Source organism: Thermus altitudinis, from assembly GCF_022760835.1.
Classification (GTDB): Bacteria; Deinococcota; Deinococci; order Deinococcales; family Thermaceae; genus Thermus; species Thermus altitudinis.
Genome location: NZ_JAKTNQ010000015.1, coordinates 42,950 through 57,496 on the forward strand (window position 1 = coordinate 42,950; position 14,547 = coordinate 57,496).

At 64.4% G+C, this 14,547-nt stretch carries 16 protein-coding genes and 1 pseudogene; 6 read left to right on the plus strand and 11 right to left on the minus strand.

All coding sequences use genetic code 11. The features are described from left to right. The first annotated feature begins 4 nt into the window (after window positions 1-4). Window positions 5-613, plus strand: a complete 609-nt coding sequence (gene folE, locus L0D16_RS06985; protein WP_243028053.1) for a GTP cyclohydrolase I FolE — start codon at window positions 5-7, stop codon at window positions 611-613. A 40-nt stretch (window positions 614-653) separates the two neighbouring features. Here folE and L0D16_RS06990 read toward each other — a convergent pair whose 3' ends face one another. From L0D16_RS06990 to L0D16_RS07015, 6 genes are read right to left on the minus strand one after another with little or no spacing between them, the layout of a single operon-like run. Continuing rightward, the gene (locus L0D16_RS06990) at window positions 654-1,085 is read right to left on the minus strand and encodes a hypothetical protein (protein WP_243030823.1); all 432 of its coding nucleotides are present in this window, start codon (window positions 1,083-1,085) and stop codon (window positions 654-656) included. A gap of 51 nt (window positions 1,086-1,136) precedes the next feature. Further along, window positions 1,137-2,297, minus strand: a complete 1,161-nt coding sequence (locus tag L0D16_RS06995) for a hypothetical protein (protein WP_243030824.1) — start codon at window positions 2,295-2,297, stop codon at window positions 1,137-1,139. A gap of 30 nt (window positions 2,298-2,327) precedes the next feature. Next, window positions 2,328-5,441, minus strand: a complete 3,114-nt coding sequence (locus tag L0D16_RS07000) for a hypothetical protein (protein WP_243030825.1) — start codon at window positions 5,439-5,441, stop codon at window positions 2,328-2,330. A 1-nt stretch (window position 5,442) separates the two neighbouring features. Next, window positions 5,443-5,931, minus strand: coding sequence for a hypothetical protein (locus tag L0D16_RS07005; protein ID WP_243030826.1), 489 nt, complete (start codon window positions 5,929-5,931; stop codon window positions 5,443-5,445). Continuing rightward, window positions 5,928-6,770, minus strand: a complete 843-nt coding sequence (locus L0D16_RS07010; RefSeq protein WP_243030827.1) for a DUF916 domain-containing protein — start codon at window positions 6,768-6,770, stop codon at window positions 5,928-5,930. Before L0D16_RS07010 ends, L0D16_RS07005 begins: the two co-directional genes overlap by 4 nt. Before the next feature lie 52 nt (window positions 6,771-6,822). Beyond that, on the minus strand, window positions 6,823-7,656 hold the full coding sequence (locus tag L0D16_RS07015; RefSeq protein WP_243030828.1) for a hypothetical protein: 834 nt from the start codon (window positions 7,654-7,656) through the stop codon (window positions 6,823-6,825). 152 nt (window positions 7,657-7,808) lie between these two features. On the opposite strand from L0D16_RS07015, the gene L0D16_RS07020 reads away from it, so the two are divergent. After that, window positions 7,809-9,443, plus strand: a complete 1,635-nt coding sequence (locus L0D16_RS07020) for a hypothetical protein (protein ID WP_243030829.1) — start codon at window positions 7,809-7,811, stop codon at window positions 9,441-9,443. On the opposite strand, the gene L0D16_RS07025 is transcribed toward L0D16_RS07020, so the two are convergent. Genes L0D16_RS07025 through rlmB form a run of 5 tightly spaced genes read right to left on the minus strand, consistent with a single transcriptional unit; the run spans window position 9,429 to window position 12,554 of the window. Continuing rightward, entirely contained in the window at window positions 9,429-9,650 is a 222-nt protein-coding gene (locus tag L0D16_RS07025) for a DUF2905 family protein (protein ID WP_243030830.1), read from the minus strand. The genes L0D16_RS07020 and L0D16_RS07025 overlap by 15 nt on opposite strands. Beyond that, window positions 9,637-10,545 (minus strand): glucokinase, encoded by a 909-nt coding sequence (locus L0D16_RS07030; protein ID WP_243030831.1) that lies wholly within the window; start codon window positions 10,543-10,545, stop codon window positions 9,637-9,639. Before L0D16_RS07030 ends, L0D16_RS07025 begins: the two co-directional genes overlap by 14 nt. Beyond that, complete coding sequence (locus tag L0D16_RS07035; RefSeq protein WP_243030832.1) at window positions 10,542-10,778, minus strand: putative signal transducing protein; 237 nt, start codon at window positions 10,776-10,778, stop codon at window positions 10,542-10,544. The genes L0D16_RS07030 and L0D16_RS07035 overlap by 4 nt, the downstream gene beginning before the upstream one ends. Further along, complete coding sequence (locus L0D16_RS07040) at window positions 10,763-11,833, minus strand: M20 family metallopeptidase (RefSeq protein ID WP_243030833.1); 1,071 nt, start codon at window positions 11,831-11,833, stop codon at window positions 10,763-10,765. Before L0D16_RS07040 ends, L0D16_RS07035 begins: the two co-directional genes overlap by 16 nt. Before the next feature lie 4 nt (window positions 11,834-11,837). Next, window positions 11,838-12,554, minus strand: coding sequence for a 23S rRNA (guanosine(2251)-2'-O)-methyltransferase RlmB (gene rlmB, locus L0D16_RS07045; RefSeq protein ID WP_243030834.1), 717 nt, complete (start codon window positions 12,552-12,554; stop codon window positions 11,838-11,840). Window positions 12,555-12,601: 47 nt separating this feature from the next. Between rlmB and L0D16_RS07050 the strand changes: the two genes are divergently transcribed. The 4 genes and pseudogenes from L0D16_RS07050 to L0D16_RS07065 form a co-directional block, all read left to right on the plus strand. Beyond that, complete coding sequence (locus tag L0D16_RS07050) at window positions 12,602-13,036, plus strand: universal stress protein (RefSeq protein WP_243030835.1); 435 nt, start codon at window positions 12,602-12,604, stop codon at window positions 13,034-13,036. 18 nt (window positions 13,037-13,054) lie between these two features. Further along, entirely contained in the window at window positions 13,055-13,570 is a 516-nt protein-coding gene (locus tag L0D16_RS07055) for an LOG family protein (protein WP_243030836.1), read from the plus strand. After that, window positions 13,567-13,950, plus strand: coding sequence for a VOC family protein (locus L0D16_RS07060; protein ID WP_243030837.1), 384 nt, complete (start codon window positions 13,567-13,569; stop codon window positions 13,948-13,950). Before L0D16_RS07055 ends, L0D16_RS07060 begins: the two co-directional genes overlap by 4 nt. Window positions 13,951-13,959: 9 nt before the next feature. Next, window positions 13,960-14,514: pseudogene (locus tag L0D16_RS07065) on the plus strand (HAD family hydrolase); the annotation flags it as partial. Between the last annotated feature and the right edge of the window lie 33 nt (window positions 14,515-14,547).

Consider the following 14,547-nt stretch of genomic DNA (forward strand, 5'->3'; position numbering starts at 1 on the left):
CAAGATGGAACGCAAGATGGTGGAGATAGAGGAAACCGGCCTGGCCTTTGAAACGGAAATGGATTTGGAGCGCTTGCAGCGCCTTGCTGCGGAGTGGCTCCAGGTGATCGGTGAGGACCCTTCCCGTCAAGGTCTCGTTAAAACCCCTGAGCGGGTGGCCAAGGCCTGGGCCTTCCTCACCCGGGGTTACCGGCAGGATCTGAAGGCTATCGTGAACGAAGCCGTATTTCCCGCCGAGGGAAGTGAGATGGTGGTGGTGAAGGGCATAGAGTTCTACTCCATGTGCGAGCACCATCTCTTGCCCTTCTTTGGCCAGGTGCACATCGGCTACATTCCCAACGGGAAGATCCTAGGGCTTTCCAAGTTCGCCCGCATCGTGGACATGTTCGCCAGGAGGCTTCAGGTGCAAGAGCGCCTAGCGGTGCAGATCGCCGAGGCCATCCAGGAGGTCTTAGAGCCCCAGGGCGTGGGCGTGGTGGTGGAGGGGGTTCACCTCTGCATGATGATGCGGGGGGTGGAAAAGCAGCACTCCCGCACCACCACCAGTGCCATGCTGGGGGTTTTCCGGGAAAGTGGGAAGACCCGGGAGGAGTTCCTAAGTCACCTCAAGTGAAACCCCCCTGCCAGGACAGGGGGGCTTAGCCAGGATCTCGTTACTCGGGGTTTTGGGGTGGGGCAGGGACCTCGCAGCCCGGCACCGCCACCTGGGGGGCTACTTGTTCCACCGCGATGGGGATTTCCGCATCCCCTACCCCTTCCACGTGGATCCGCAGAAGGCCGCTTTGGGCTCCTAGCGGCACGCGGAACATCAAGGTGGCGGGATTCTGGGCCTGGGTGATCTCGGGGTTTTCCGCGGGCAAACCCGGATCCGGGGGGAATAGGGCATGGTTGGTACCGGCATCCCACTCCGCTTGTGTGCCGAAGGTGTTGCCCTTAAGGGCCATCCAGTCCCCTGCCCGCACGGTACACCCGGACACCACGTCGGGCTGGATGCTTTGAATGCGCAACTTCCCCGTGGTCTTGATGCCTTGAGGAGCCGAGCAGGCTACGAGGGCGAGAAGCAGGAGCCAAGGGATTCTTTTCATGCTACCTCCTTTAGCTCCCCGGAGAGCTTTTAGCTCTCCGGGGGGAAGGTTTTACTCCGAGCAATGACCAGGGCCTATGAGGCCGTTGTTGTAGCTATCCAGGGTAGCGGCGTAGCCCTTGGCCTGGTTGGAGGTGGCCTTGTCCAGGGAATCGCTCGGCTTGTAACTGTTGAAGAAGCTTTCCGCCCAGGCCATAGCCGCATCCACAGCAAGGGTGGTGGAGGCCCCGTTGAGGATGTTCAGCTTGGCGGCGATGTACTGGTGGGCCAGGATGTAGTAGGCGTTCCCCTTGGGAGAGGTCCAAAGAACCTGGTAATAGCTTTGGCCGGACAGGAAGAAGGGGGTGCCCTCACCTATCTTGGCCCAGGTGTTGTCGTAGGGGGCGGGACCGTAGGTGGAATGGGTCTTCCAATAGCCCTGGGTAAGGGTACAGCTTCCGGCGCAGGGAACGCTAACGTTAAGGGAGGCCGAGGCGGAGCCTTGAGTCTGGGTGGTGTTGGTGGTGAAGGTGGCGGTGTTGTCCACCTGGTACTCCCCGCAGGCGTCAAACTTAACCCAACGCTCAAAGAAGTAGGTCTGGGAGATGACGCCCTCGGGAGAGATGCCGCTAATGGCGCTGACCGGCGTGGCTGAAGGGTCGCTTACGGTGACGCTACCATCCACCACCGCGCTGGGCGTGGTAAAAGCGAAGCTGGCCTGGCCTGAGGCGGTGCCGCTTTCCCCGCCGCCGCTCCAACTCACCGTGGCGGTGTTGGTGCGGCTTTGCCCGTTGGGCAGGTTTTGGCTGTAGGTGCAGCTTAGGGCTTGGCCTGCGGGTAGGGTGTAGGGGAAGGTGACCCCACAGTTGAGGGCGAGGCTTTCTCCTGTGGAAAGGGTATCGCTGAGGGTTTGCAAGGTGACGTCCACCCCGCCCGTGTTCCTTATGGTGACCGTCCCCTTCACCTTGAAGTCCGAGTCCGTAGGGGTGCCCACCAGGGAGACCGCGTACTTGACCAGGTAGGACTGCCCTGGAGCCAGGGTAAGGGCTCCGCCTGCTGGATCCGTCACCTTCTTCTCAATGGTCCAGCGGTAGGTGCGCTTGAACTCGGGTACCGCCGTTTTTTCCACGGTCACCGAGGCGCCAACGGCCACCTGGGGCTTTACGCCTTGGGGAGCCTGGGAGCAGGCGCCAAGGAGCCCTACTGCTAAAAGAACCGCGTACCAATGCCGCATACTAACCACTCCTTTCCGAATCCTTCTACTTCAATGGCTTGCGCTTTCCGAAGGGATGGCCAGGCCCACCTCACCCAGCCCTTCTCCATCGGCCAGCACCAAAAGGGTGTGGTGACCAGGGTCTAAGGGTACCTCCCCGGTCCAGGTGTAGCCATCCTCGCTCTTTAAGGCGAAGCTTTGGCTTTTATTCGTGAGGGCTACTTGGTTAGCCCGGAAGCGAAGGGTGATCGTTACCTTAGGACCCTCCAGGGAACTGGGGCTATAGAGGGAGCCAGGCACCACCTGAAGAAACAAGGGGGCTTCAACTTCCTCCTGCCCCTTGGCCCTAACGGTCAGGGTATGAAACCCGGGGGATAAGGGCAAGCGGATCCGGGTGGCGTAGTAGTTGCCCTCCTGGTGGGCCAAGGCCACCGGCCCTGAGGGCAGGTCCAGGAAGACCTGCTGGGCTTCGCCTTGGACCAGGGCCTTGATCTCCACCTCGGCCCCGGCGATGGGGGTGGAAGGATCGGCGGTGGCCACCAGGCTCAGGCGGTCTGCGGTGTAGGTTACCTCCACCTCCCGCCTGGGGGGTTTGGCCACCACTTGGATGGCTTTAGGAGGTGCGCTAGGGTCCACCTGAACCTGGGTAGCTTCCCCTTTTCGGTAGCCCTCAGGCAGGTAGCGGGCATCGGGATAGACCCGGTATTCCCCGCGGAAAAGCCCGCTGATAAGGGCGCGCCCATTGGCGTCGGCCCGGGTACACCGCTGCACCAGTCCTTCGGCGCAAACCCCGGCGAAGGCCAGGCCCTTTTCGCTATCCCCGTCCAGCACCTGGACGGCTAAGGTGGTGGCGGGGGCGAAGGGTAGGTCTTTGTCCACCCGGGTGTTTATGGCTACCTGGATGCGTTCCTCCCCCAGTAGGGCCAAGGTGGCGGGAAGGTTGCCGAAGTAGAGGACGCCTTCCCCGGCAGCGGTGAAAAGACGGTAGTGGCCCTCGGCGTCGGTGGTTTCACAGGTCTTTCCTAGGCAGACCTTTAACCCGGCCAAGGGAGCCTCGCCTGGATCCAGCCGCCCGTTCAGGTTTTCATCTCGGAAGGCCCGGCCCACGATCTCGCCCCCCTTGCGGCCGCCGAAGAGGTCCACCACCTCTTTGGGGGTGGTGAAGGTGAGGGTTTGGGTGTAGGCCAGGTTGAGGCCAAAGGCGTGGCGGGCTTCCCCACCTTGCAGAATGAGGGTATAGGAGGCTCCCAAGGAGAGACCGGGCTGCAAAAAGTTCCGCTGGGCAAGGGAAAGGCCAAAGCGCTGGCTTAAACCCTCTTCTAGGCGATGCTCGTAAGAGAGGCGGCTTTGCAGGCTTCCAGGCCAGAGCTGGTTCCAGGCGGCCCCGTAAAGGGTGAGGTCCTTGTTCGTGCCCCGCTTGGTCAGATACTGCCCCTCGAGGCTCCCTCCCTCCAGGGCCAGCCGGAGGATTACGCCCCCTTCCAAAAGGGGATCCTCTTGAAAGAGGTAGCGGAAATATCCGGACAGGCTGAGGTCGCGGGTGCCCAGGGTAAGGCTGGCCTGGTAGGTTTGGTTCTCCGGCGCCTCTCCGGAAAGCCGCCGATGTAGGCCGTAGCCTAGGCTTAGGCTTCCGCTGTACACCCCGGGTTCGCCAAAGGCGGTGCTGAGGCTGGGGGCCAGGCCATACCCCCGGCTTTCCCCTTGTTGCCGGTAGCTTCCCGTGAGGCTCACAAAGGCCCCGGCCGCCGCCTGGGCATAAAGGGTGAGCTGGTTTTGCCAAAGCCCCTGGCTGGGCCCCAGCTGGAGGCTGGTGCTTCCGCGAAGGCCCAAAGGGTAAAGGCTCCGCGTGCCTCCCGCCAGCCCCAGGGTGTGGAGGCCCCCAAGGGGCACGCCGCCATAGCTTTGCACCAGTTCCAGGTCTTGGGTCTGCCAGGTGAGGCTTTGGCTCAGGCCAAAGGAGAGGCGGTAGGCCTCCCCAGTCTGGCCGCTGAGGTCGGTGCCCAGGCCCAGGCTAAGGCCCCCTTCCAGGGGCAGGCGGTAGCGCAGGCTAAGGTTGTCCTGGCGGCCTGTAGGGGCGGTTTGCGTGGAGAGGGCTCCTTGCAAGTCTAGGCTTTTATCCAGGCTCACCGCGCTGGCCCGAAGGCCTAGGGCTCCTTGGCGATAGGTGCCCTCGAGGCTCACCCGGGCTGGATCCAGGCGGAAGGTGCTTGCCAGGCCGAAACTCCCTTGTCCCCCCTGGGCCCGGGCCTCCCAGCCTTCCCCCTTAAGGCTTAGCGTCAGGGTCTGGGGTGGGCGCCAGGGGTCTTGCAGGTCCCCGGTAAAGGGGCCCGTGCCGGCAGTGGCGGTCACGTAGTCCGAAAGGGCCCCGCTTAAGCTGGGTAAGAGGAGGTAGCTCACCTGGCCCCGGAGCTGGCCACGCTCCAAAGAAGCCCCCAGGCTTAAGGCCAGGCCCAGGCCCACGGTAAGTTCAGGGTCCCGCCCCCTGGGGCCGCTGGCGGTTAGGGGGTCCTTGAAGAGCACGATGACCCCAGCCTCCTTTCGGGCCCCGGGCTGGGTTTTGGGAGTGGCTCTAAGCTTCATGTAGAAGCGGTAGCCGGCGGAAATCTGCCCCTTAGGGGCCACCAGGACCCTTACCACACCCGTCTCCCCGGGGGCCAGGCTCAGGCCCGACGGGTTTAGGAATACCTGGAACATGGCGGCTTCCGCCTCTAGGAACACTTCTTCCCCTTGGTTAGAACGGTTGCTGACGTAAACCGGGAACTCAAAGGGCCCTCCCAGGTCGGCCTCGAGGATGGTGGGGGCGGCCAGGGCCAGTTGGATCAGGGGTAACACCTTTAGCACCACCTCGGTCCTGGCGATCTCCCTTTCTCCTTCAAAGGCCACCACCTGGGCTTTCCCCTGGGTGCCTGCGGGTAAAGGGGGTACCCGGAGGGTGAAGCTTAGGGTTTCCTCCTGGCCCTCCAACACCGCTTGCCTTTCTTGGGAAAGGGCTTGCCAGCCCTCCGGAGGAAAGAGGCGGAAGCGAACCGGCCCTCTTCCTTCCACCCTAAGGCTTAGGGTGAGGTAGTCCCCCGGGACACCGGCAAGGCTCGGAGAGGGAAGGAAGCGCACCTGGCCCCAGGCCAGGCCCAGGAGGAGGGGGAAAAGGGCCAGAAAACGTCTCATCTCAAGGCTGCCTCAAAGCGGTGACCAGGGCCTGGACCACGTAGCTCCCCGCCCGCTCGTTGCCCAAAAGCTCTAGGGCAAACTCCAGGCGGATTTCCAACCAGTCCCCGGTAGGGCCCGATTGGGTGTAGATGATCTGCGGGGTACCGTCGGCCCTTAGCCAAAGCCCCCCGTTTACCCGGTAGAGGACTTGTTTAGCGGGTAGAAGCAAAACTCCGTTTGGGTCCTTCAGATCAGGTATCTGGAGAAGTAGGCTCCACACCCCGGGGGCGTTGGAAAAGACCTGGACCGGTAGAATACCCCCTTCCAGGTTGCTGGCGGGGTAGGTGGCTGGAAAGGCCTTGGGGGGGTAATCCTGAAGCTCAAAGGCGATCTGGGTGGTGGGGGTGCGGAGGGCGATGGTTTCGGGGATCAGGGTCTGGACGATCCAGGTGGCCTGGGCCAGGGCCGGGGCCAGGAACAGGACCATGGCGGTTAACCAAGTTCTCATGGGGTGCCTCCTTTTTCCCCTTCTTCGCTGGGGGGCGCGGGGGGTGCGGCCAGGGGGGTGCGCAGGGCGAAGGGCAGATCGGCGGCCACGTCCTTCCCGGGATCGCCGTAGTTAAGGATGGCCAAGGCGGTGTAGCTTCCCACGGGTAGAGGACCCACCAGGATTACAGGGAGGATGCGTACCTGGCCTGGAAGGACCACCACCTCCTCTATCTCCACCTCCGCCGCCTTCCGTCCCGCCGCGTCCCGGACTTCAAAGCGTCCGGAGAGTTTTTGGGCGGTGTTGCCGGTGTTTTGGTACTGGATGGCAAAGCGATAAGGGTCCTTGGGGGACTGGGGAGGGCTAGGTACGATGCCGGTGATGCGCCCGCCGGTTTTCAGAGGGGGTATGTTCACATAGAAGACATGGGCCATGCGTACCCGGAAGGTGGCCAAGGGTACCCCTGGGGGCGGGTTGGGGTCTTCGGATTCCAGAAAGAGGATGCCCCAGTGGGTGCCAGGTGGGGCCTCTTTGGGCACGGTGAGGGTATAGGTGAGGGGGCGGTTTTGCTTGGGTTCCAGCAGGAACTCCGCCGGGGAGAAGGTGGCCCAAGAGCTTGCGCTTTCCTTTAGGGAGCCCGTGGGCAGGAACTGGATCTTTCCCATGGGATCGTAGGTCCAGTCCCCCAGGCTGGCCCGGACCCGCACCGGGCGGGTACCCACGTTGTAGACGGTAAGGGTTTGGGTAAGGGTTTCTCCCGGTTTGGCCTCCTTGAGGAGGACGGGGGGTTCCACGCCTAGGGTGCTCTGGGCCAGGGCGCCGAGGGCCAGGCTTAGGAGGAAGGGAAAGATTCGCTTCATGGTTCACCCATAGGGTGAAGGCCTGGCCCTAGGGCCAGGCCTTCGGGTTCGCTTACCAAGCCGTGGTCGCTAAGGTGTAGGTAAGGTTCGCGGTGCTCTTGCCCCAGAGGTCGCTGTTGACCTTGACGGCCACCACCACCAGGTCATCCAGCCAGCTCTTGTATCCGCACCGCTCGGGGTTGTTGCCGGAGCGGGTTCCCGTGGGACCGGCCTGCAGGGTGCGGGGTACCAGTTCCAGGTTGGCCCCGTTGGGAAGCTCGTAAAGCCCCGTAGCCGCGCCGAAGGTATCGCAGGGGTTATCCTGGATGTAAAGGTGCTGGATCCCTTGGGCGCCTTCGGGGTCGTTGCGGTTCACGGTCAGGTGCCACTGCTTCCCGTTGGAGAACTTCTGCAGGATGAAGGTGCGGTAGCAGACGAAGTAGTTCTTGCTGCCAGGGACGAGTTCCCCGTTATTATCCAGCTTGATGGGGGGATAAGCGGTCACCGCACCGCCGCCGTTGATGGTGATGTTGGGCCACTGGGCCACCCCGTAGCTGGTGCCCAAGGGGAGGGTCTGCACCTGGTTGTAGAAGTTATTTCCCAGTTGGGTCTTCCTATCCTGGTCGGAAAGCCCATAGACGCAGACCATCTGCCCGCCGAAGTCCGGGGTGGAGTTGGGCCAGCTGGCCCCGTCCAACCCCGTCAGGTCAAAGGTCAGGGTGGTCACGTCCAGGTGCAGGGCCGTGGCCTTGGGCAGGATGAGCTCGATGGTCTGGTTCACGGAGGCCGAGTCCGCGCCCTTGGCGTAGGCGTCAGGGCCGTTGCCCTTGGTGGGAGCCACCGTGGGGGCCTGGGCCAGGGCCAGGGGTGCTAGAGCCAATACTGCTACCAAAATGCCTTTGCGCATATATCCCTCCGAATCTGCCCCTCGAGGTGGTGGCCTCTCAGGACGCCCTCACGGTACCGAAGGGGGCGTTACCTGGACGTTACCGGTTGAAAGGGCTTCTCCTAGCGGGAAAGGGGGAGTTGTGCTAGGGTAAAGGAGAGGCAGGTAACGGTTTGAAACGGCCACTTAACGATCCCCTTTACGTTCTTTTCCTTTACGGGCCGGCGAAGCTGGTTTCCCCTCAGGGCACCGAGGTCCGCCTTTCCCGTAAGGGCCTGGTCCTGCTCTACTACCTGGCGCTCGAGGGGCCCACCTCGAGGGTGCGCCTGGCGGACCTGCTCTATCGGCATGGGGCAGGCCTGCAAAACCTTCGGGTAGAGCTTTTCCGCTTGAATCAGGCCTTGGGGCGGAAGGTGTTTCCTGGCGGGCAGGATCCCTTGGCCTTGCCTTCCTGGATTCGCCTGGAAGTCCAGGGGCCAGGAGAGGCCTTGGGGGGTTTGGAGGAGGTTGGCGACCTGGAGGAGTGGGTTGTAGAGGTCCGGGCCCGTTACCAGGATGCCGTCAGCGGTTATTCTCGCGGGGAGCTTCTTTCAGAGTTAGCGTCCCTACGCCCTCCCTTTCTCTTAGTCCTGCGTGGACGCTTGGGCGCGGGCCAGAGGGAGCTAGCCCGGGAGCTGGCCCGGGTCCTGGGGCTTTCCTTCCACGAAATCTTCCGTCCCGAGGGCTTGGTTTACCTGGAGCCACCCTATTCCCAAGCTTCCCTGAGGGAAGCCCTTCGGTCCAAGGCCTTTTTGGTCGTGAGGCTGGACCCTGGGGAGGAACCCAAGTTCTTCCTGGAACTGAGGGCCCATTACCCGGCGGAGCGGATCCGGGTGGTGGACCTGGGGCCCATCAGCTGGCCCGAGGCGAGAAAGGGCCCGTTGGCCCAGATTCCTTTTCAGGAGGCCGCTCGGGCCTATTTCGGGGCTGGGGGGCAGCCGGAATGGATGCCCGAGTGGCTTTCCTGCTCCGCCCTTCCCCAAAGGCCCTTGGCCCAGCTGCGCTTGCAGATGTGTTACTTGAGCGAGGCGGCCCGCCTGGCCCTGGAGCGGCTTTCGGTAACCCAGGGGGCTATTCCCGAAGAGGTTTTGGACGCCTTGGGTGCCTTGCCCTACATAGAGGAGCTGGAGCGGAAGGGATGGCTGGTTTACCGGGATGGGTACCGTTTCGCCAGCGGGGTGGAGCAGCGCCTTCTTTACCTTAGCCTTCCTCCAGGGCGGCGAAGGGAACTCCATGAGCGGGCGGCCACAGCCTTGATGCTGGCGGGAAAGCGGCAGAAGGAGGCCTGGCATCGCAGGGCCTTGGGGGAACGGGTGCCAGTTCCTTGGGCGGGGGGCCTCGAGGAGGCGGCCTCCCAGGTTCCTGGGGGATGGTATTGGAGGCCAGAGGCCTGCGACCCTGGGCGGGAACAGGCCCTTCTGCCAGGGGATAGGGAGGGGGTTTTCCTTACGGAAAAGGGTTTTGGCGTCACCTTGCTGGAGCCGGAAAGCGAGGCCCTTCTGGCCTTGGCGGCGTTGGAGGAGGAACTCCTTTTGAGGATCCTGGGGGAGGCCTATACCCCGGAGGAGGGTTTCGGCCTTTTCCTGGAGGTGATTAACGCGGGGCAAAAAGCCTACCTCCGGTTAGACCGGGATTTGGATTACCGGTTGTGGGTGGGACCAGGTCCTTTGCGCCTGCGCTTCTGGGGACAGGGGGTGGCGGAGTTCGCCTTGCAGGCCCATAGACCCCGGCCAGGTAGAGGGCAGGCCTACCGGCTAGCGGCGGAGTAACTGGATTAGATTCAGGAGAAGGGTGAGGAACAGGGATAGGAGGAGCGTGGAGGTAAGGGGGATGTACACCCTTAGCCCCTCCCGCTCTATGTGGATGTCCCCTGGCAGGTGGCCGAACCAGGAGAATAGCTTGGGAGCGTAGAGGAGGAGAAGGCCTAAGAGGGCTAGGGCAAGGCCAATGAAGAGGAGAACCTTACCTGCTTCCATTCCCTACCTCCAGATAGGCGGTGAGGGCCGCACCCAAAAGCCCGGCCTCCCCCCCCAGGAGGGCCCGGCGCAAGGGGGGCACCTCCCAACCCGAGAGGTAGTGCCGGTAGGCCTCCTCTAAGGCTTCCCAGTACGCCAGGGGAGCGTTTAGGGCCAGGCCGCCCCCCAGCACCACCACCCCGGGGTCAAAGGCCTTCACCAGGCTGGCGAGGCCCGTACCCACGTAGCGGGCCGCCTGGAGCAGGATGCGCTTGGCCTTGGGCTCTCCCTCCAGAAAAAGCTGGAAAAGCTCCTTGGTGTCCACGCGTCGGTTATAGGCGTAGGAGGCTTCCCGCTCCAAGGCCCGGCCGGCGGCCAGGGCCTCGAGGCACCCCTCCAGCCCACAGCCGCATAGGGGTCCTCCGGGAAGCAGGGTGATATGCCCCAGCTCCCCCCCTTGCCCCCTCTCCCCCCTTAAGACCCGTCCCCCCAAGACCACCCCGCCCCCGATGCCGGTGGAAACGGTGAGAAAAAGGGAACTGGCCTCCCCCCTGGCCGCCCCCAGGTGGTGCTCGGCCAAGGCAGCGGCGTTGGCGTCGTTTTCCAGGTACACGGGCCTCCCCGTGGCCTCCTCCAGGAGGCGACGGATGGGGAAGTTCACCAGGCCCCGGATATTGGGGGTGAAACGGATCACCCCTTCCTTGAAGTCCAAGGGCCCTGGGGTGCCGAGGCCAATGGCTACCCCCGGGGTTCCGGCTTCCGCCTCCACCCTTTGGGTAGCCTCAGCCAGGGCCTTTACCACCGCTATCCCGCCTTCCTCGGGGGTGGGGAGGACCACCTTGGAAAGAAGCTTCTCCCCGTCAAACACCCCGGCGGCGATCTTGGTGCCCCCCAGGTCCAGGCCCACCACCCTCATGGGATTCCCTCCTCTAGCAGGGCTTCGGCTTCCCCTAAGAGGGCCTCGGGCACCCAAAGGTTCACGTCCCCCATGTAGGTGCCGAGGGCGGCCTCGGGGAGGTCGGAAAAGGGGGTTTCCAGGACCACGGGGATGCCCCGGGCCTCGAGCCTCACCTTTACCCCCTCGGCCACGGGCCGGGGGGCGGTGAGGAGCTTGCGGTAGGGGGTGCCGGCCATCAGACGGCGTTCCATAGGGCCTCCACCAGGCGCACATAGTCGTGGGCGGCTCTTTCCACCTCCCTTAAGGGGATGTGCTCCCTGGGGGTGTGGGCCAGGGCGGGGTCCCCAGGGCCATAGCCCAACACCGGGGCTTTGGCCCCCAGGTAGGGAGCATCGGTGGTGAAGGGCCAAAGGCCCGCCTTCCCCTGGCCCAAGGCCTCGAGGGCGGCGAGGAGCAAAGGATGATCCTCGGGCAGGCGGTAGGGGGGCCAGAGGGCAGGGATGACGAGGCGCACCTCCCCCGAGGCCCTCTCCTCCTCGGGGATGTAAAGGGAGGCATCCCCAAGGGCTTTGAGCTTTTCCAAGAAGGCTTCCAAGTCGGCCTCGGGTTCGTAGCGCACGTCCAGGTACAGGCGCACCACCCCCGGGGTCTGGTTGCTGGCCCCGGGGTAGGTGTCCACCCGGGTGGGGGTGGGCTTGAGGTTAGGGGGCAGGGGAAGGTCCCGTAGGGCTAGGAGGTACTCCCCCAGGGCATAGAGGGGGTTTTCCGGACCTGAAAGGGCGGCGTGGGCCTCCTCCCCCTCAAAGTCAGCCCAGACCTCAGCCCGGCCCCGGTGGCCCCGCATGAGCCTTCTTCCCGAGGGTTCCCCTAGGATAAAGGCCAAGGGGGCAAGCCTTTCCGCCGCGTAGCGGCTTCCCAGGCCTCCCACCTCCTCCTGCACCGTGGCCAAGAAGCGCACCCGCCCCTTCAAGGGCCCTTGGGAAAGGGCCTCCAGGGCCAGGAGCATGGCCACCAAAGGGCCTTTCATGTCCACTGCCCCCCGGCCCCAGACGGCCTCCTGGGCCACGGCCCCTTGGGGGTAGGGCCAGTGGCTGGGGTCCCCCACGGGTACCACGTCCAGGTGGCCGGTCAGGACCACCTCGGGCTCCTTTTCCCCCAGCAGGGCCTCCACGTTTCCCGCCTCGTCCAGGATGGCGGGGAGTCCCATTCCCTTCAGGGCCTCGAGGATCAAACCCGCGGCCTCCCCTTCCTGCCCCGGAAGGCTTTCCGCCTGGATGAGGCGGGAAAGAAGCCGTACCCAGTCCACGCCCCTATCCTACACCCCGGCCCAAGGCCACCGCGTACAGGGCTATACCCAAGGCCACGGAGGCGTTCAGGGACTCGGCCTCTTGCCGCATGGGGATGCGGAAAAGCTCATCGCAGCTTTCCCTTACCAGGCGGCGCATGCCCTCCCCTTCCGAGCCCAAGACCAGGGCCAGGGGCCTTTGGAAGTCCAGCTCCCTTGGGGTCTTTTCTCCCCTTACGTCCAGGCCGTACACCCAAAGCCCCCGTTCCTTTACCGCCTCGAGGGCCCGGGGGAGGTTTTTCACCTTCACCACGGGAAGCTTCAGGGCGGCCCCGGCGCTGGCCTTCAGGGCCAAGGGGGAAAGGGGGGCGCTGCGGCGCTCCTCGGACACCACCCCGTGGGCCCCTAAGGCCAGGGCGCTCCGGATCATGGCCCCGTAGTTCCTGGGGTCGGTGATGCCGTCTAGGAAGACCAGAAGGGGCATCTCCCCCCGGGCTTCCGCCAGGGAGAAGGCCTCCTCCAAGGAGGCGTAACGGGGTTCCTCCACTTCCGCCGCCAGGCCCTGGTGGTGGGTGGTCTTAAGGAGGGTGTCCAGCTCAATGCGGGGCACCAGGGTGTAGTCTGCACCCAACCTCTCCAGCTCCCTCAGAAGCCAGGCTTCCACCCCCCTGGCCACCAGGACCCGCCGCACCCGGCCCTCCTTCAGGGCCTCGAGGACCGGATTCCTCCCGTAAATCCACATGGCCCTAAGTTTACGACCCGGTATGATGAGGGCGAAGGAGGCGAGCCATGTACAAAAGCATCCTGATGCCCACGGATGGAAGCCCCTGTAGCCTGCAGGCCCTGGAGCATGGCCTTTCCCTGGCCAAGGCCCTGGGGGCCAAGGTCCACTTCCTTTACGTGCTGGAGAACCCCGCCCAGGCCATCTGGATCGCCCCAGAGAGCGTTCCCTACGGCCTGGAGCTTCTGGAAGACCTGAAGAAGGCGGGGGAGGAGGCCATCGCCAAGGCCCTTAACCTGGCCCAGGAAAAGGGGGTGGAGGCCACGGGGGAGGTGAAGGAAGGGGTGCCGGTGCCCACCATCGTGGAGGCGGCCAAGGGGTTTGACCTTTTGGTCATGGGCACCCATGGGCGCACCGGGCTGGACAAGCTCCTCTTGGGCTCGGTGACCGAGGGGGTCTTGCACCGGGTGGGGATTCCGGTTTTGGTGGTGCGCTGCCGCTAGCCTTCCCTTGCCCCCAAGATGCGCCTGGTTAGCGTTTTCGTCTCCTCGCGCCTTTCCCAAGACGACCCCCTTTATGCTCGGCTGGTCCGTTACGGGGAGGTTATGGCGGAGGAGGGCTTTGGCCTGGCCTGCGGGGGGTACCAGGGGGGAATGGAGGCCCTGGCCCGGGGGGTAAAGGCCAAGGGGGGCATGGTGGTGGGGGTTACGGCCCCCGCCCTTTTCCCCGAACGCAAGGGACCAAGCCCCTATGTGGACTTGGAACTTCCCGCCTCCTCCTTGCCCGAGCGGATCGGGCGGCTTTTGGACCTGGGGGCAGGGTATCTGGCCCTTCCCGGGGGGGTAGGTACCCTGGCGGAACTGGTGCTGGCCTGGAACCTCCTCTACCTGCGGCGGGGCCTGGGCCGGCCCCTGGCGGTGGATCCTTACTGGTTTTCCCTCCTCAGGGCCCACGGGGAGATCGCCCCGGAGGATCTGGCCCTTTTGCACCCCGTGGCGGACGAGGAGGGTTTGCGGCGGTTTCTAAGGAGCCTATGAGCGAAACCCTTGTGGTGTACGTGCCGGACCTGGGTCAGGGCGTGAGCTTCTACCAGGCCCTGGGGCTGGCCCTCGAGGAGCTGATCCCGGAAAGGGAGGCCCTTTTGGCCCCCCTCGAGGGCCCCCTTCTCCTCCTGCGCCCGGGAAGCGGGGGAGTGGAGCCGGGGCCCAACCGCCCCCGGCCCGAGGGGCACGGCTTCGCCCGGGTGGGGGTGGAGGAAGGCCGCCTGGTGTTTTTCGTGGAGAACCTGGAGCACGAAAAGCTTCGCCTTTCCAAGTATGGCCTTCCCTTCCGCGAGGCAGGGGAACACCTCCTCCTCTTTGACCCGGGGGAGAACCCGGTCTTGGTACGGGGGCTTCCCCCGGAAGGACATCCCTGACGGAGGCCTATGCGGCTTTGGCTTTTGGATCTGGACGATACCCTTCTTGTGGACCACCGGGTGAGCGAGGAGGTGTTGGAGGGGCTGGGTCGGGAAGTGGGGGTGGAAGGGCTTCCCGAGGGGGTGCGGCGGAAGGCGGAGGAGTTCTTCCGGCAGGCTCCCTTTTACCCCTGGGCCGAGGGCATCGGCCACTCGGCCCTGGAGGCCCTTTGGGCCCGTTACTCCACCCCGGGGCTGGAGGCCTTGGGGGAATGGGCCTGGCCCTTTCGGGAAAGGGTCTTCCGGGAGGCCTTAAGGGAGCTGGGCGGTCCTGAGGAGCGCGCCCGGGAGTTGGCGGAGGCCTTTTTTCGGGAAAGGCGCCGCTATCCCCTCTTCCCCGAGGTACCGGAGTTCCTGGGGGCCTTGAGGGCGAGGGGAGCCCTCCTGGTCCTCCTCACCAACGGGGTGCCGGACCTACAGCGGGAAAAGCTCTTCGGGGCCGGCCTAGGGGAGGCTTTTGACCTTACCCTCATCTCGGGGGAGGTGGGCCTAGGCAAGCCTGACCCCAGACTTGACCGATATGCGGCCTTGGGGTAAAGAGGGGGCATGACCCTACGC

Coding starts and splice junctions, on each gene's coding strand:
- folE (WP_243028053.1), top strand. CDS start 5: ATGGAACGCAAGATGGTGGAGATAGAGGAAACCGGCCTGGCCTTTGAA.
- L0D16_RS06990 (WP_243030823.1), bottom strand. CDS start 1,085: ATGAAAAGAATCCCTTGGCTCCTGCTTCTCGCCCTCGTAGCCTGCTCG.
- L0D16_RS06995 (WP_243030824.1), bottom strand. CDS start 2,297: ATGCGGCATTGGTACGCGGTTCTTTTAGCAGTAGGGCTCCTTGGCGCC.
- L0D16_RS07000 (WP_243030825.1), bottom strand. CDS start 5,441: ATGAGACGTTTTCTGGCCCTTTTCCCCCTCCTCCTGGGCCTGGCCTGG.
- L0D16_RS07005 (WP_243030826.1), bottom strand. CDS start 5,931: ATGAGAACTTGGTTAACCGCCATGGTCCTGTTCCTGGCCCCGGCCCTG.
- L0D16_RS07010 (WP_243030827.1), bottom strand. CDS start 6,770: ATGAAGCGAATCTTTCCCTTCCTCCTAAGCCTGGCCCTCGGCGCCCTG.
- L0D16_RS07015 (WP_243030828.1), bottom strand. CDS start 7,656: ATGCGCAAAGGCATTTTGGTAGCAGTATTGGCTCTAGCACCCCTGGCC.
- L0D16_RS07025 (WP_243030830.1), bottom strand. CDS start 9,650: ATGGAAGCAGGTAAGGTTCTCCTCTTCATTGGCCTTGCCCTAGCCCTC.
- L0D16_RS07030 (WP_243030831.1), bottom strand. CDS start 10,545: ATGAGGGTGGTGGGCCTGGACCTGGGGGGCACCAAGATCGCCGCCGGG.
- L0D16_RS07035 (WP_243030832.1), bottom strand. CDS start 10,778: ATGGAACGCCGTCTGATGGCCGGCACCCCCTACCGCAAGCTCCTCACC.
- rlmB (WP_243030834.1), bottom strand. CDS start 12,554: ATGTGGATTTACGGGAGGAATCCGGTCCTCGAGGCCCTGAAGGAGGGC.
- L0D16_RS07050 (WP_243030835.1), top strand. CDS start 12,602: ATGTACAAAAGCATCCTGATGCCCACGGATGGAAGCCCCTGTAGCCTG.
- L0D16_RS07055 (WP_243030836.1), top strand. CDS start 13,055: ATGCGCCTGGTTAGCGTTTTCGTCTCCTCGCGCCTTTCCCAAGACGAC.
- L0D16_RS07060 (WP_243030837.1), top strand. CDS start 13,567: ATGAGCGAAACCCTTGTGGTGTACGTGCCGGACCTGGGTCAGGGCGTG.